This window comes from Mesorhizobium sp. M0659 (assembly GCF_040320605.1).
Lineage (GTDB): Bacteria > Pseudomonadota > Alphaproteobacteria > Rhizobiales > Rhizobiaceae > Mesorhizobium.
The window spans coordinates 1-15,895 of the sequence record NZ_JAMYPY010000018.1; the positions used below are offsets into that span (position 1 = coordinate 1).

General features: G+C 66.0%; 12 protein-coding genes. 7 read left to right on the plus strand and 5 right to left on the minus strand.

What is annotated here, in order from left to right; all coding sequences use genetic code 11:
• Window positions 1-149 precede the first annotated feature (149 nt).
• Together NKI31_RS24240 and NKI31_RS24245 are read right to left on the minus strand one after the other, a co-directional pair.
• On the minus strand, window positions 150-1,004 hold the full coding sequence (locus NKI31_RS24240) for a MetQ/NlpA family lipoprotein (protein ID WP_352652752.1): 855 nt from the start codon (window positions 1,002-1,004) through the stop codon (window positions 150-152).
• A 172-nt stretch (window positions 1,005-1,176) separates the two neighbouring features.
• Window positions 1,177-1,860 (minus strand): SDR family NAD(P)-dependent oxidoreductase, encoded by a 684-nt coding sequence (locus NKI31_RS24245; RefSeq protein WP_352652753.1) that lies wholly within the window; start codon window positions 1,858-1,860, stop codon window positions 1,177-1,179.
• A 214-nt stretch (window positions 1,861-2,074) separates the two neighbouring features.
• On the opposite strand from NKI31_RS24245, the gene NKI31_RS24250 reads away from it, so the two are divergent.
• A complete protein-coding gene (locus tag NKI31_RS24250; protein WP_352652754.1) occupies window positions 2,075-3,190 on the plus strand; it encodes an anhydro-N-acetylmuramic acid kinase in 1,116 nt (371 codons plus the stop codon).
• Here the strand turns inward: NKI31_RS24250 and NKI31_RS24255 are convergent.
• Both NKI31_RS24255 and NKI31_RS24260 read right to left on the minus strand, forming a co-directional pair.
• Entirely contained in the window at window positions 3,187-3,606 is a 420-nt protein-coding gene (locus NKI31_RS24255; protein ID WP_352625575.1) for a GNAT family N-acetyltransferase, read from the minus strand. The genes NKI31_RS24250 and NKI31_RS24255 overlap by 4 nt on opposite strands.
• 60 nt (window positions 3,607-3,666) lie before the next feature.
• Window positions 3,667-4,845, minus strand: a complete 1,179-nt coding sequence (locus tag NKI31_RS24260; RefSeq protein WP_023726345.1) for an MFS transporter — start codon at window positions 4,843-4,845, stop codon at window positions 3,667-3,669.
• Window positions 4,846-4,893: 48 nt separating this feature from the next.
• On the opposite strand from NKI31_RS24260, the gene NKI31_RS24265 reads away from it, so the two are divergent.
• From NKI31_RS24265 to NKI31_RS24290, 6 genes are all read left to right on the plus strand, one after another.
• Window positions 4,894-5,433 carry an Lrp/AsnC family transcriptional regulator gene (locus NKI31_RS24265; protein ID WP_023724276.1) on the plus strand — a complete coding sequence of 180 codons (540 nt, stop codon included), beginning with the start codon at window positions 4,894-4,896 and terminating at the stop codon, window positions 5,431-5,433.
• A gap of 98 nt (window positions 5,434-5,531) precedes the next feature.
• Window positions 5,532-6,935: an SWIM zinc finger family protein gene (locus NKI31_RS24270; protein ID WP_352652755.1), complete on the plus strand. Its 1,404-nt coding sequence runs from the start codon at window positions 5,532-5,534 to the stop codon at window positions 6,933-6,935.
• Window positions 6,932-8,368, plus strand: a complete 1,437-nt coding sequence (locus tag NKI31_RS24275; RefSeq protein WP_352652756.1) for a DUF5691 domain-containing protein — start codon at window positions 6,932-6,934, stop codon at window positions 8,366-8,368. Before NKI31_RS24270 ends, NKI31_RS24275 begins: the two co-directional genes overlap by 4 nt.
• Window positions 8,369-8,387: 19 nt before the next feature.
• The gene (locus NKI31_RS24280) at window positions 8,388-9,467 is read left to right on the plus strand and encodes an ATP-binding protein (protein WP_023701533.1); all 1,080 of its coding nucleotides are present in this window, start codon (window positions 8,388-8,390) and stop codon (window positions 9,465-9,467) included.
• Window positions 9,468-9,471: 4 nt separating this feature from the next.
• Window positions 9,472-11,724, plus strand: a complete 2,253-nt coding sequence (locus tag NKI31_RS24285) for a DUF5682 family protein (RefSeq protein ID WP_352652757.1) — start codon at window positions 9,472-9,474, stop codon at window positions 11,722-11,724.
• A gap of 2 nt (window positions 11,725-11,726) precedes the next feature.
• Entirely contained in the window at window positions 11,727-12,962 is a 1,236-nt protein-coding gene (locus NKI31_RS24290) for a VWA domain-containing protein (protein WP_352652758.1), read from the plus strand.
• Here the strand turns inward: NKI31_RS24290 and tssH are convergent, their stop codons facing one another.
• Window positions 12,963-15,737: a type VI secretion system ATPase TssH gene (tssH, locus tag NKI31_RS24295; RefSeq protein WP_352652760.1), complete on the minus strand. Its 2,775-nt coding sequence runs from the start codon at window positions 15,735-15,737 to the stop codon at window positions 12,963-12,965.
• Between the last annotated feature and the right edge of the window lie 158 nt (window positions 15,738-15,895).

Sequence of the window (15,895 nt, forward strand, 5' to 3'; positions counted from 1 at the left end):
TTTGTTTATAATACCCAGTTTATATTGTCCGGCCCGGATTGGTCGGCCGTGTGGGGCTGGTTCATCCCCCTGTCCGTTTGGCCGCTCCACAAATGCGCCGGCGGCCCGCCCAACCCGGGGCCCCCCTGCTCCTGACAACCAGGCGCCGATCAATAGGCGCTGATCCCGGTGCCCTTGTAGACCTTGTCGAACTCGGCCTTGACCTTCTCGTTCTGGTAGGACGCGACCAGCGTCTTTACCCAGCCCTCGTTCTCGTTGCCGGATTTGACGGCGATGAAGTTGCGGTAGGGGTTGTCGGCCACCGGCTCCTGGGCGATGCGGTTATCCGGGCCGAGACCGCTCTTCAGCGCCCAGTCGGTGTTGACGACGGCCGCATCGAGATCCTCGACCGAACGCCCGACAATGCCGGCGTCCAGTTCCTTGATGACGACCTTCTTAGGGTTCTCGGCAATGTCGGCGGTGGTCGCCAGGATGCCGGTGCCGTCCTTCAGCTTGATCACGCCTTCGTTCTGCAGAACGCGCAACGCGCGACCCTCATTCGAGGGGTCGTTGGGCAGGCCGATGACGGCGCCTTCGGGCAGGTCGGCAACCTTGGTGTATTTCTTGGAGTAGAGGCCGATCGGCCAGACGCCGGTGTAGCCGACGCGCACGATGTGGTACCCTTGGGTCTTGATCTGGTTGTCGAGATAGGGCTGGTGCTGGAAGGCGTTGGCGTCGATCTCGCCGCGCTCGAGCGCCTCGTTGGGCTGGGTGTAGTCGTTGAACACCACGGTCTCGACGGTCAGGCCTTTTTCGGCGGCCTGGGCGACGACGACGCGCCAGACATCCTCATCCTCGCCGCTGATGATGCCGACCTTGATAGACTTCTTGTCCTCGGCGAAGGACGGCGTCGGCTGAGCCAGACCGACAAGCGTGACGGCCGAGGTAAAAAGTGCCGCAAGGGCAGCTCGCCGGCTGATGGCTGAAAAAAGAAGAGAGCTGGAAACGTTTCCACGTTCGGACATTGTCGATCCCTCGTAACCCTGAAGTCATTGCGGCGAGGTGGAATACCAAGCCTTGACGACATCATCGGCAATGCTGCTTGCCGGATCAAAGAACCGCATTTCTTCTCGAACACGAAGCCGGGAATATTCTCTCAAAGATTTCGCGATTGCGAGAACGCTCACGCCGGACCGGTCAGAATGTCTCGACAAAGGGCCGCAGCTCGACCTCGAAGCTCCAGGCGCTGCGATGCTGGCGATGGGTCGCGAGATAGGTCTGCGCGATCGCATCGGGCGACAGCTGGCTGTCCGGTCGCTCGGGCTTCGTCCCGACCGGCTCGATCTGGCCGTCGATAATGAAATGGGCGACATGGATGTTCTTCGGGAAGAGTTCGCGCGCCATCGACTGAGCCAGACCGCGCAGGCCGAATTTCGGCATGGCAAAGCCGGCGGAGTTGGGAAAGCCCTTGATGCTGGCGGAGGCGCCGGTGAAAAGAATCGAACCGGAGCCGCGCGCAAGCAGCCGCCGCGCCGCTTGCTGGCCGACCAGGAAGCCGCCATAGGCGCCGACAAGCAAGGCTTGTTTGACCGCATCGGGATCGACCTCGGCGATCGGGCCGCGCGTGCGGCCGCTGGCATTGAAGACGGCAAGGGCCAGCGGGCCTTGCTTGTCGGCGGCGTCAAACAGGCCGGCGACGGAGGCCGGATCGGCGACGTCGGTTTCGACGGCCAGCGCGCCGGTTTCCCCGACCAGCGCCGCGAGCTTGGCCGTGTTGCGGGCGGCCAGCACCACGCGGAAGCCTTCCTTGGTGAGAAGACGGGCCAGCGAGCCGCTCAGGCCTGCGCCCGCGCCCGCGATCACTGCGACTTCGGATGCCATGCCGTTTGTCCCTGGCGATTGATGTGCTTGTTCCATAGCTGGCGTCTTGAACGGCAAGAGGCAAGAACGGCGTTGCTCGATTTTCGCTGTTCGGTGAAAAACTCTGCCGGCAGGTTCGGAGCAATCGACCGCGGCCAGGGTCTTGCCTGGCGAGACAATTCGTCCGACAGGTGATTGCGTTGGAATCGCAAACGGTGTCGCAAGGGAGTCGACCGTGGAACCAATCTGGGCCGTCGGCCTGATGACCGGCACCGTGCTTGACGGCAATATCGACGTGGCGCTGATCAAGACCGATGGCGAGCGGATCGCCGATTTCGGCACCTATACGCTGGCCCCCTACCCCGCAGCGATCCGTGCCTTGCTGGAGGAGACGCTGCGTCAGGCCCGGGTGTGGAATTTCGACGGGCCGGAGCCGGCGATCTTTGCCGAAGCCGAGGAGGCGCTGACGCGGGCGCAGTCGGCGGCGGTGAAGGACCTTGTCGAAAGCTACGGCCTGACCATGGCCGATATCGGCGTGGTCGGTTTCCACGGCCAGACCGTACTGCATCGCGCCCCGCAACCCGGACGCCTCGGCGCCACGCGCCAGCTTGGCGACGGCGCGCTGATGCATTCGATCCTGGGCGCCAAGGTCGCCTATGATTTCCGCTCGGACGATGTGCGCGCCGGCGGCCAGGGCGCACCACTGGCGGCTGCCTACCACGCGGCGCTTTTGAGGGAAGCCGACGCCAGCGGGGACACCGCTGTGCTCAATCTCGGCGGTGTCGGCAACGTCACTTGGTGGGACGGCAAGGACAACATCGTCGCCTTCGACACTGGCCCGGCCAACGCGCCGCTCAACGATTTCATCAAGGCAAACGGCCTCGGCGAGATGGACCGCGACGGCGCACTGGGCGCGGCCGGCACCGTCGATGAAGTGCGGCTGGCCAAATTGCTCCAGCATCCGTATCTGACCAAGCCCTATCCGAAATCGCTCGACCGTTTCGACTTCGGCGCCGCCATGGCCGACGGCCTCGGCGCAGAGGATGGGGCGGCGACGCTGACGGCCTTCACCGTCTCGGCCGTCGGCAAGGCGCTCGATTTGTTGCCGCGCCGGCCGAAGCGGCTGGCGGTCAGTGGCGGCGGCCGCCGCAACCCGACGATGATGGCGATGCTGGCGAGGCGCGCCAACGTCGAGGTGGTGCAGGCCGAGACACTGGGCTGGAAAGGCGATGCGGTGGAGGCCGAATGCTTTGCCTTCCTTGCCGTGCGCGTGCTGCGCGGCCTGCCGATCAGCTTTCCCAGCACCACCGGCGTGCCGCGGCCGATGCAAGGCGGGCGGCTGGCAGGTTAGAGCTTCTTCTGCAGGAAGATGCGGCTGCGGCCGATGGGAAAATCCAGCAGTGTGCCGAAGCGCCGGTATCCCTGACGCTCGTAGACCTTTGCTGCAACGGGATTGAACGTGTCGATCCAGGCGTTTTGGCAGCCGCGCTTGACCGCTTCCTCCTCGGCAGCGTCCAGCATGTCGCCGGCCATATGCCGGCCGCGCAGGCGTTCGTCGACCCACAGCCATTGCACATAGAGCCAGCCCCAGGCGGTGTATCCCGAAATGCCGGCGACGACAGCGCCGTGCTCGTCACGAACGAAGACCGCGATCGGCTTGCGGCCGGAGGGGCCGACATCGCCGTCATTGAACGCCGTCAGCCGCTCGGCCAGGAAGGCGAGGTCGTCTGACGAGGGGTCGGCAGTGGTTTCAAGCGTCGTCTTCATCCGGGCGGGGCTCGCATGGCAAGCCAAGCTCTAGCGAAGGACGGGATGAGGACGCAAGCTTTACGGCTTGATGGGCGGAGGCGACCGCCATGACCCCGCTGCTGCCGCAACCAGCATCAGCACGGCGGCGACGATCGCGCAGATGGCAAAGCCGAACGATGAATAAAGCGGCCCGAAGCTGGTGGTGCCGATGAAGACGGCGAGGTAGGTGACCGAACTGTTCAGGCCCATGATGGTGCCACGGCGCGACGGATCGAGCGCGGTAAGGCGCATCACCAGCACGTTCAGGCCGAAATGATTGGCAAGGCCCCAGATGGCGATCATAGCCAGGATCAGCACGAAATTGCTGCTTGCGAGCGCGATCGCGACATAGACGACGGCGACCAGCAGATAGGCGAAAGGCATGACGCGCCGTGCGCCGATGCGGTCGATGACGCCGTCGAGGAAGGCCGCGGCGCCGAAGCCGGCGCCGTAGGCGAGTGCGGCCAGCGCATTGGCGCTGACGGGCTCGCCCAGATCCTGGTGCAGATGATCGCCGAGATAGCCGTAGACGCCGTAAAAAGCGGTCATGAAGGCGGTGCAGGCGATGAGCAGCGGCACGATGCCCGGAATGGCCAGCGCAACGAACGGCGACGGCGCCGGGCCGCTCTTCCTGACGTCGCTGAGCGAGGTCATCGACAAGGCAGCAAGCGCAATGGCGGAAAGCACCGCGACGGCGGCGAAGACGGCGCGCCAGTGCACGAGATCGGCAAGCACGGCCGACAGCGACACGCCGGCCACCATGGAGACCGTCCAGCCGGTCAGCACGACGCCGATCGTGCCGCTTTCGCGGCCGGGCGGCGCAATTGCCGCTGCACTGGCATAGATGGCCGGCATGGCGACGCCGGCGGCGATGCCGGCGACGGCCTGGGCCGCGACCAGCATGATCACCGTCGGCGCCAGCGCGCTGGCGAGAAGCCCGACCGCCAGCAACAGCAGAGCGCCCTGCAGCATGCGGCGGGCGCCGACGCCGTCGATATAGCGGGCGAGGAACAAAGCGCTGGCGGAAGTGCCGAGACCGAAGGCAGCCGACGCGGCCATCACCGCCGGCACGCTGGTGCCGAAGGATGCGGCGACTGCCGGAGCAATTGGACCCAGGACCAGCGAGTTCGAGCCGATGACGGCGATGCAGCCGGTCAGGAGGTAGGCCAGCGCCGGGATCGGCTGATGGAGCGTTGCAGCTTGATGCGCGTTCGTCATCGGGTCATAATGGCCGAACTGGATTCCGCGACAACAAGGAATTTCGATATGGACGAAGAAACAGATGGGGTTCTGCAGAACAAGGTAGCTCCCCGCGAGCTCGACGCAATCGACCGAAAAATATTAGGCGTGCTGGTCGAGGATGCGACGATCAGCTACGCCGAACTTGGCGAACGCGTCTGCCTTTCGCCGCCGGCGGCGCATGAGCGGGTCAAGCGCCTGCGGCGCAGCGGCGCCATCCGCGGCACGGCTGTGATCATCGACCCGAAGGCGGTGAAGAAGCCGCTGCTCACCTTCGTGCATATCGATACCAAGGGCTGGGGCAAGACGCCGGAGCTGATGGCCGTTTCGCAATATCCTGAGGTCGAGGAAATCCATTCGGTGGCCGGCGACACCTGCCTGCTGCTCAAGGTCCGCACCGAGGACACCAGGGCGCTCGAAGGCCTGCTGGCGCGTCTCTACGAAACGCCCGGCGTCACCTCGACGCGAAGCTATGTCGTGCTGTCGACCTATCTCGAGCGCCCGGTGCAGCCCGAGATCACGGCGCAATGGCCGACGCCCCGGCATATGGCCACGCCGTTGTACTGATCTGCGCTATCTTCGTCTTGCCGGGGCCACAACAATCCTTCACAAACGTCACCCTATATTGATGCCAGGCATTGATTTGGGGTGACGAGAGGCGCGGCTTGGAATTCGAACTGAAAACCATCGAGGCGCTGGCCCCCGATCAGGCGTCGCTAAGCGCCGCCTCGAAGCTCACCAAGCGCTCGAACTGGCCGCGGCTGGAGAAGAACGAGCAGCAGGCGCTGATCTGGGGCGAATGCCAGGGCTCGGGATCCAACCCGTATCGCACCGTCGTCGACACCGGCGACCACGGCTACAAATGCACCTGCCCGTCGCGAAAATTTCCCTGCAAGCACACGCTGGCGCTGATGTGGATCGCCGCCACGGCGCCGGCCAGCTTCACATCAGCCGAAACAACGCCGGAATGGGTCAATGACTGGCTTGGCCGGCGCAGGAAGAGTGCGCCCCCGCCGGTCGACGCAAAGTCTGGCAGGGGCGCGTCTGGCAAGAGCATTGGCGAGGCCTCGCAGGCAGAGGAAAGCACCGTCGATGACGCCGCCGCGACGGAGCGCCGCGAGACGGCGCAGCGCAAGCGGGCGGAAGATACGCGCACCGCGGTGGCAGGCGCGCTGGACGAACTCGACCAGTGGATTGCCGACCAGCTGCGGCTCGGCCTTTCCGCCTTTGCCGACGCCAGCAGCGAGCGCTGCCGCCGCATTGCCGCCAGGCTGGTCGACATGAAAGCAACGGCGCTTGCGGGACGCATCGACGAAATCCCGGCCCGGCTAATGGCGCTGCGCAGCGAGGAACGGCCGGACGCGGCGATCCGCGAACTCGGCAAGCTGGTTTTGCTGGCCAAGGCCTGGCGCTCGGCGCCAGACGATCCCGAATTGAAGCGGCTGGTGTCGGCATCCGAAACCCGCGACCAGGTGCTGGCCAATCCCGATGCAAGACAGGTCGACAGCCAGTGGGAAGTCATCGGCGAGAAGATCGAGACCCGCCGCGACGGCCTTGTCAGCCATTCTACCTGGCTGCTCGACCTGAAAAGCCCGACGCCGCAATTTGCGCTGCTACTCGATTTCTTTCCGGCCTCGGCCGGCCGCCGCTCTGCCGCGTTCACGCCCGGTGACCGGTTCCACGCCCGCCTGGTATTCTACCCGTCGCGCCAGCCACTGCGGGCCTTGGTGGCGGAGCGCAAGGGCGATGTCGTGTCGGGCGCCTGGCCGGATTTCGGCCTCGGCATTGTCAAGGATCCGCTGGCGGCGCATGCGGCGCACCAGGAAGCAGCACCCTGGTCGACCGATAGCCCGCTGATGCTGCCTGCCGGCGCGATCCTGCTCGATGAGCGCGGCACCGCCTGGTGGCAAGCGGCGCACGACCCGCAAGGGATCGCCCTGCCTGTCGCCGGAACCGTCGATCAAACCGTGCTCGGTCTCGACCTTTCGGCAACGGCAGCCCTGTGGAACGGCGCGCGGCTCGATCTGCTCGCCGCGCAAAGCGGCTTCGGGAGGCTCGATCTGTCATGAACGAGCTCGAGCAAACCGGCCTGGCGACGATGCGCGACTGCTGGATCACCGGCGGAACTGCGTTCGATCTGGCGCCAGCCGCGTGGAAGGAAATCGCCGGCGGCGCAAGCCCGGACGAACGGGAGCGGCTGTTGCTGGCCATCGCCGCGCAGGCGCTCGATGTGGGCTTAAGGCCAGCCGCGCCGAAGTCGCTGAAGCGGCGCCCGCCGCTGCCGAGGCTTGGCCTGCCGCTGCTGCCGGAGCGGTTGCGGCCGCTGTTGCGGGCTGCCTTGAAGAACACCGTCGATGCGCGGCGCAAAGCGCGCGTGGCGACGCTCGTCGCCAGCCGCGGCTACGTGCTGCATCCGATGGACTGGATGCCGTCGGCATCAGACCAGAACAGCCCTGACATCTATGCGCCGTGGATCGACTGGCAGGCCAGCGTCGAGGGGCTGAAGATTGCCCCGCAGGAGCAGCTGACGGCGCAGAACTGGGATGACTTTTACCCCGCCGCGCGCCGTATCGCGTTGGCCGAGATGCGCCGTCGCGATCCGGCCACGGCCCGCAGCCTGATGGAAGCCAAGGCGACGGGCGAGCCGGCTGAAGTCCGGCTGGCGCTCATCGAACTCATGCATTTCAACCTGACGCCCACGGACGCGCCATTCCTGAAAAGCCTGGCCACCGACCGCTCCGGCAAGGTGCGGGAGCTGGCGGGCCGGCTGCTGGCAAGGCTGGGCGAGCATGGCCGGCCGGGCAACGACGGAGCCGACGACCCCGTTGCCGAACTCGCCGCCTTCATCACAGAAGGCAAATCCGGCTTCATCCGCCGCCGCACCACCTACACGCCGGCAAAGCTCAAATCGCCGGCGCAGGAAAAGCGCCGCGCCGAATTGTTCGAGACCTGCAACCTGGTCGACCTCGCTTCCCGATTTGGGGTCAGCGAACCCGATTTCATTGCAGCCTGGCAATTCGGTGCCGACAAAAATGCGGACATCCAGATCTCACGAATGGTCGCAGCGTCGGGCAGCGACGCTGCCGTAACGCAGATGGCCGACACACTAGTCGCCGGGGGAGGCAAGCCGGCACTATTCGTGCTGCACCTGACACCGCGCCTGGATAGCCGCAGGAAGCGTGTCCTGGTCAGACTGATCCTGAAAGATACGCCGCAGTATATTGGCGCGCCCACCCTTGCCGAGGGCTTCGAAGCCAACTGGCTGGAATGGCCCGACCTGACGAACGGCCAGGGCTTGGCGGCATTGCGTTCGGCTGTCGCCCGCGATGATGACGCTATGAAGCGAACCGCCGACGACCTGCTGGAAACGATGGGCTTTCTGGCCACTGCGGCGACAGCGGAAAAATTGATCGAGCATGTCGTTGCGGCTGGCATGCCGCCGGCGGCAGCCTCGCTCGCTTTCCTGCGCCTCAACGCGGCCCTGACGGGAACCAACACATGACAATCCGGAGAACAGCACCATGAACGCAGCCATCCGCCTCCCTGTCGAGCAGGCCTATGCCGCTGAACTGCAGGCGCTGGCGCGCAATGACGAACGCCAGAAGCCGGCCGGATGGAGCCTGTCGCCGAAGGCCGTGCTGACCTATCTGCTCGGCGGCAAGGCAAGCGACGGCACCGTGATATCGCCGAAATATGTTGGCCGCCGCCGGCTGATGGAAACCGCGGTGGCGACACTCGCTACCGACCGCGCGCTGCTGTTGCTCGGCGTTCCCGGCACCGCCAAGTCCTGGGTGTCGGAACATCTCGCCGCCGCCATCATGGGCAACTCGACGCTGATCGTGCAGTGCACGGCCGGCACCGACGAGAACCAGATCCGCTACGGCTGGAACTATGCGCAGCTTTTGGCCAAAGGGCCGAGCCAGGAGGCGCTGGTGCCGACGCCGCTCTACCGCGCCATGGAGAGCGGCAAGCTATGCCGCCTGGAAGAGTTGACGCGCATGGGCTCCGATGTTCAGGATACGCTGATCACCGTGCTGTCGGAAAAGATGATGCCGATCCCGGAACTCAACACGTCGCTCTATGCCCAGCGCGGCTTCAACATCATCGCCACCGCAAACAACCGCGACAAGGGCGTCAACGAGCTGTCCTCGGCGCTGAAACGCCGCTTCAATGTGGTGGTGCTGCCGCTGCCGGAGGACATGGCGGAAGAGGTGGCGATCGTCTCCAAGCGGGTCGACGAGATGGCCGGCGGGCTCGACCTGCCGGTGCCGAAAAATGTCGGCGAGGAGATCGCTCGCGTGTTGACCATTTTCCGCGAGCTGCGCTCGGGCGCAACCGCCGACGGCAAGGTGACGCTGAAGACGCCTTCGGGTTCGCTCTCGACCGCCGAGGCGATCGCCACCATGGTCGGCGGCCTCAGCCAGGCGGCGTGGTTCGACAGCGGCAAGCTCGGCGCCGAAGGCCTCGCCGCCAGCCTTGTCGGCGCCATCGTCAAGGACCCGGTGCAGGACAAGGTGGTGCTGGAGGAATATCTCGAAACGGTGCTCAAGAAGCGGCCGGACTATGCCGGCTATTACGCGGCGCTGAACGCAGCGATCTGAGGTCATGAGCGACGTCGCCTATTTCGGCATCCGCCATCACGGGCCGGGCTCCGCCGACAGCCTGGTGCAGGCGCTGCGGGACTTGCAGCCGGTCGCGGTGCTGATCGAAGGGCCGAGCGACGCGTCCGCCCTGCTGCCATTGCTGGCGCGCCCGCAGATGCAGCCGCCGGTGGCGCTGCTCTGCTACCCCGAGGACGATCCGGCCGCGACAAGTTTCTGGCCGTTCGCCGAGTTCTCGCCGGAATACCAGGCGGCGGTGTGGGCGGTGGAGAACAAGGCGGCATTGCGGTTCATCGACCTGCCGTCATCGGCACGGTTCGCGGCACCGGCAACCGACGACACCGACAAAACGGCTGACGCCGACAAGCCCGAACCCAAGGACGAAACCGGTGAGGATGGCGAGCCCGCATCGCATCGCGACCCGATCGGCACGCTGGCTGCGGCCGCCGGCTATGAAGATGGCGAAAGCTGGTGGGCCGACATTATCGAGCAGAATCCGCAGCCGGGTCCAATCTTCGCTGCCATCACCGATGCGATGACGACGCTGCGCGACGGCGAAGGTGCGATCGCGCCGTTCGAGGCCAAGCGTGAAGCGCATATGCGATTGGAAATCGCCGCCGCGCGCAAGGAATTCGCCGGACCGATCGCCGTCGTCTGCGGCGCATGGCATGTGCCGGCCCTGCAGGCCGCGCACACGCAGAAGAACGACCAGGCGCTGATCAAGGGAATTGCCCGGCGCAAAAGCATCATGACATGGGCGCCATGGACCGGGCCGCGTCTTGCGCTGGGCTATGGTTATGGCGCTGGCGTCGTCGCGCCCGGCTGGTGCAAGCATCTGTGGCGCACACGAGGGCGGCGCGACGCCGCGACGCTGTGGCTGGCGACGATCGCGGCGGTGCTGCGGGCGAAGGGCCATCTGGTGTCGACCGGGTCGCTGATCGAGGCCGAGCGGCTTGTGCGCACACTGGCTGCCATTCGCGAGCGGCCGAAGCCCGGCTTCGAGGAATTGCGCGATGCCGCGATCGCGGCGCTGTTCAACGGCGAAGCGGTGCTGTGGGCGCTGGTCGAGGCCGAGCTGCTTTTGGGCGCGGATGTCGGCGAGATTCCGCCCGACACGCCGCTGGCGCCGCTGATCGAGGACCTGCAGCGCAACCAGAAGGCGGCGCGGCTGAAGCCGGAGGCGCTGGAACGCGAGCTGTCGGTCGATCTGCGCAGCGAAAGCGGACTGTTTCGTTCGACATTGCTGCACCGGCTGAACGTGCTTGGCGTGCAATGGGGCAGGCTGGCCGACGCCGGCCGCAGCCGCGGCACCTTTCGCGAAAAATGGACGCTGGCCTGGGAGCCGGAATATGCCGTGCGCCTGGTCGAGAACCTGATCTACGGCCCGACTATCGAAAAGGCCGCCAATGGCCGCCTGATCCAGATGCTCGGTGCGGCCGCGAGCCTCGACACGCTTGCCGCCCTTGTCCAGAGCGCCATTACGGCGGATCTGTCGGAGGCCGCGAGCGCCGGCCTTGTAGCGTTGGAGGCGCGCGCAGCGCACAGCAGCGAATGCCTGGAGATGCTGGCCTCGGTGCCGCCGCTTGCCGACATCATCCGTTACGGCGAGGCGCGCAAGACCGAAACCAACCGGCTGTCCGGTTTGTTGGAACGGTTGATCGTCGAAGGCGCGATCGCGCTGCCCTATGCGGTGCGCGACCTGGACGAGCAGGCCGCCACCACGCTGGTCGGTGCTGTGCGCAAGGCCGACGCGGCGATCCGGCTGGTCGAGCCCGGCGAAGACGTGCTCGATGCATGGCGCAACGGCCTAACCGGCGTGCTGCAAGGTCCGCGCTCGACGGCGCTGCTCGCCGGCTGCGCCGCGCATCTGCTCTATGAAGCCGGCCAACTCTCGGCCGAGGACGCCGCCGGGCTGCTCGGACGCAGGCTGTCGCCGGGGACGCCGGTCGCCCAGGCAGCAGGGTTCTTCGAAGGTTTTTTCAGCACTGCCGGCCAGAGGCTGATCTATGACGAGGGTCTGCGCGGCGCCGTCGATGCGTGGCTGAAATCCCTCGACGAAGACGCCTTCATCGCGCATCTGCCGTTGCTGCGCCGTGTCTTCTCCAATCTGGACTCGATGGAGCGGCGGCGGTTGATCGAGGCCGTGCTCGGCCGCACCGCAAGGTTGCCGGCCGGCCTGACGCCGGCGCCTGATGGCGGCGAGGGCTGGCGCAGGCACCTGGAGCGAGTTGGGCCATTGCTGGCGGGCGGAGTGTGACAATGGATGACGAAGCCGAAGTGCCCGAACCCGGCCCAGCATCCTCCGATAGCGGGCGCGAGCGCCGCTGGCGGCTGGCGATCGGCGCCGATGACGAGGCTTCCTCCGCCCTTTCCAGTGATGACAAAAAACTGTCTTCGGCGCTCGATGCGCTTTACGGCGACGGCGCCAATGCCGATGCCGACCCGCGCAAGCGGCGCGGCGGGCTCGGCCGCTCGGCGCCACGCGTGGCGCAATGGATGGGCGATATCCGCTCCTTCTTTCCCGCCCAGGTGGTCCAGATCGTCCAGAAGGATGCCTTTGAGCGGCTGAACCTGAAGCAGATGCTGATGGAGCCGGAATTCCTCAAGGCGATCGAGGCCGACGTCAACCTCGTTGCCGACCTGATCTCGCTGCGTTCGGTGATGCCGGCCAAGACCAAGGACATCGCCCGCACCATCATCGCCGACATCGTTGCCAAGCTGATGCAGCGGCTGGAGCAGAAGACCGCCGAGGCGATCCGTGGCGCGCTCGACAAGTCGCGACGCACCAACCGGCCGCGCCAACGCGACATCGACTGGCCGCGCACCATCTCGGCCAATCTTCGCCACTACCAGCCTGAGCACAAAACCGTCGTGCCGGAAAAACTGGTCGGCTTCATGCGCAAGCAACGCCGGCTGGTCGATCTCGACGAAGTGGTGCTGTGCGTCGACCAGTCCGGCTCGATGGCGAGCTCGGTGATCTACGCCTCGATTTTCGCGGCGGTGATGGCGTCGCTGCCGGTCGTGCGCACCAAGCTGGTCTGTTTCGACACGGCCATCGTCGACCTGACCGAAGAGCTCAGCGACCCGGTCGAGGTGCTGTTTGGCGTGCAGCTCGGCGGCGGCACCGACATCAACCAGGCGGTCGCCTATTGCGCCGACCGCATCGAGCGGCCGACCAAATCCCACTTCGTGCTGATCACCGACCTCTATGAGGGCGGCAACGGCCAGGACTTGCTGCGGCGGTTTGCGGCGCTGGTCCGGTCCGGCGTCAATGTCATCGTGCTGCTGGCGCTGACCGATCAGGGCCGGCCGGGCTATGATCCGGCGATGTCGGCTTCGGTCGCGGCACTTGGCATACCGGTCTTCGCCTGCACGCCGGACCTGTTTCCCGACATGATGGCGGCGGCGTTGCGGCGCGAGGATATCGGCGCCTGGGCAGCCGGCGCCGACATCAAGCTGATCCGCGCCGAGACGGAGCCGAGCAGTCAGGCCTGACTATTCGAACGAATAGGCAAACCCGTCAGTGGAAGCGCTGACGGTCACCTTGGTCATCTTCTCGCCGTCGAGCGACCGGTTCAGCACGCCGCGGCTGAGTTCCGGCAACAGCGTGTTGGTGAGGATGGCGTCGATCATGCGGCCACCGGACTCGATTTCGGTGCAGCGCGCCTTGACCAGCGCCATGACGCCGTCGCCGATCACCAGTTCGGCGTCGTGGCTGGCGCGCAGCCGCCGCGCGATCTTGCCGAACTGATGGCGGGTGATGGCCTCGATCATCGAATCCGAGAGCGGATAGTAAGGGATGGTCACGACGCGGCCGAGGAAGGCCGCTGGAAACACCTTCAGCAGTGGGGCGCGCAGGGCAGCATCGAGGCCGTCGAGCCCTGCCCTCACCGTGCCGTTTTGCGTCCGCTCCATGATGACTTCGGAGCCGACATTGGACGTCAGCAGGATCAGCGTGTTCTTGAAGTCGATGCGCCTTCCCTCGCTGTCATCCATCATGCCCTTGTCGAAGACCTGGAAAAAGATCTCGTGGACATCGGGATGCGCCTTCTCGACCTCGTCGAGCAGGATCACCGAATAGGGTTTTCTGCGCACGGCCTCGGTGAGAATGCCGCCCTTGCCGTAGCCGACATAGCCGGGCGGTGCGCCCTTGAGCGTCGAGACGGTGTGCGCCTCCTGGAATTCGGACATGTTGATCGAGATCAGATTCTGCTCGCCGCCATAGAGCGTCTCGGCCAGCGCCAGGGCCGTCTCGGTCTTGCCGACACCGGAGGGGCCGCAGAGCAGGAACACGCCGACCGGCTTTTCCGGCGCTCCGAGCCCGGCGCGGCTGGTCTGCACGCGCTTGGCAATCATCTCCATGGCGTGATCCTGGCCGACGACACGTTCGGACAGCGTGGTGGCCAGCTTGAGCGCCTTTTCGGTCTGGCTGGACAGCATCCTGCCCGTCGGGATGCCGGTCCAGTCCTGGACCACGGCAGCTATCGCATTGCGGTCGACCGACGGCAGGATCAGCGGCGTCTCGCCTTGCGCGGTGGCAAGCTCGGCCATGAGTTCACGCAGCCGCGCCAGATCGGCGACAGGATCTGACGGCGCAGCTTCGGCCGCCGGCGCTTCGGTCTCGGACGTTTCGGCCTTGGGCGTCTCGGCCTTGGGCACCTTGGTCTTTTCTTCGTCCGGCGCTGCCGGTTCGGCATCGGCCTCAGCTGTCGCCACCGCATCGAGCGGGACGCCGTCGCCGCGCAGCCGCGCGCGCAGTTCGAGGATCTCGGCAACCAGCGCCTTTTCGCGCTCCCAGCGCTCCTCGGCGGCGGCGAGCATGGCCCCGGTCTCAGTGAGCCCGGCCTCGACCCGCGCCTGCCGGTCGGTTACTTCGATGCCGATCGCTGCCTCGCGGCCGATGATGCCGCTTTCGACCTCGAGCGCCTGGCGGCGCCGCAAAATGTCCTCGACCTCGGCCGGCGTCGCATGCTGCGAGATCGCGACCCTGGCGCAAGCGGTGTCGAGCAGGCTGACCGCCTTGTCGGGCAATTGCCGCGCCGGGATGTAGCGATGCGACAGGCCGACCGCCGCCTCGATCGCCTCGTCGAGGATCTGCACCTCGTGATGCTGTTCGAGCACGCCGGCGACACCGCGCAGCATGAGCACGGCGACCGCTTCCGACGGCTCGTCGATCTTGACCACCTGGAAACGGCGGGTCAGCGCCGGGTCCTTTTCGATGTGCTGCTTGTATTCGGCCCAGGTGGTTGCGGCGATGGTGCGCAATTCGCCGCGCGCCAGCGCCGGCTTCAAGAGATTGGCGGCGTCGCCGGTTCCCGCGGCACCACCGGCGCCGATCAGCGTGTGCGCCTCGTCGATGAACAGGATAACCGGCGTCTCGGAGGATTGGACCTCGTCGATGACCGCCTTCAGGCGCTTCTCGAACTCGCCCTTGACGCTGGCGCCGGCCTGCATCAGGCCGACGTCGAGCATGCGCACGCTGATGCCTTGCAGCGGCGGCGGCACGTCGCCCTGGGCGATGCGCAGGGCAAAGCCCTCGACCACCGCGGTCTTGCCGACACCGGCCTCGCCGGTCAGGATCGGGTTGTTCTGCCGGCGGCGCATCAGGATATCGATGATCTGCCGGATCTCCGGGTCGCGGCCGACGACCGGGTCGATCTTGCCGTCATGGGCGCGCTGGGTGAGGTCGGTGGCGTATTTGGCCAGCGCGGAGTCCCCGCCCGGAGCGCGCCGCGGCGCCTCGGCGGTGGGAGCCACTGCTGCCGTGACGCCGGCTTCGAGCGAACCGTCCACCACCTCGGCAAAGCGGGCGATGACCCCGTCGGCGTCGATCTTGTCGAATTCGCCGCTGATCTTCGCCACCAGGCCTTCCAGCACCGGCGTCTTCAGGCAGGCGAGCACGATATGGGCGCTGCGGACCTCCTCCATGCCGAATTCCAGCGTCGCCAGATTCCAGGCTTCCTGGATGGCGTGGAAAATGTGGTCGGAAAATTCCTCGATCGAGGTGGCGCCGTAGGGCAGCTTGTCGACGGCGCGGGTCATGTCGCTGGTAAGCCGGCTGGCATCGACGCCGGCATCGGCAATGATCATCTGCACATCCGAACGCTCGGACAGCACCAGTTGTTCTATGAAATGGACGAGTTCGACGTAAGGATTGCCGCGCAGCTTGGCGCTGTCGGCGGCGGCCTTGAAGGCGCGCAGGCAGACCGGATTGAGCTTGCCAACTAGTTCCTTGCGTTTGAACCCCTGCGACGACCGGCGCTGTTCCATCGAACGTGCTCCTGCAATCTGCCCGTCGACAGCCTGCCACATAAGCAGCCGCTTGACAAAGCGCTTGATGCAGCCGGCCTTTTCCCTTTGTGGAGAGTCCCGCGCCGCCAAATGCAGACAACCACGATTTTTTCTAATCCTATGCGATGCGCTTCACA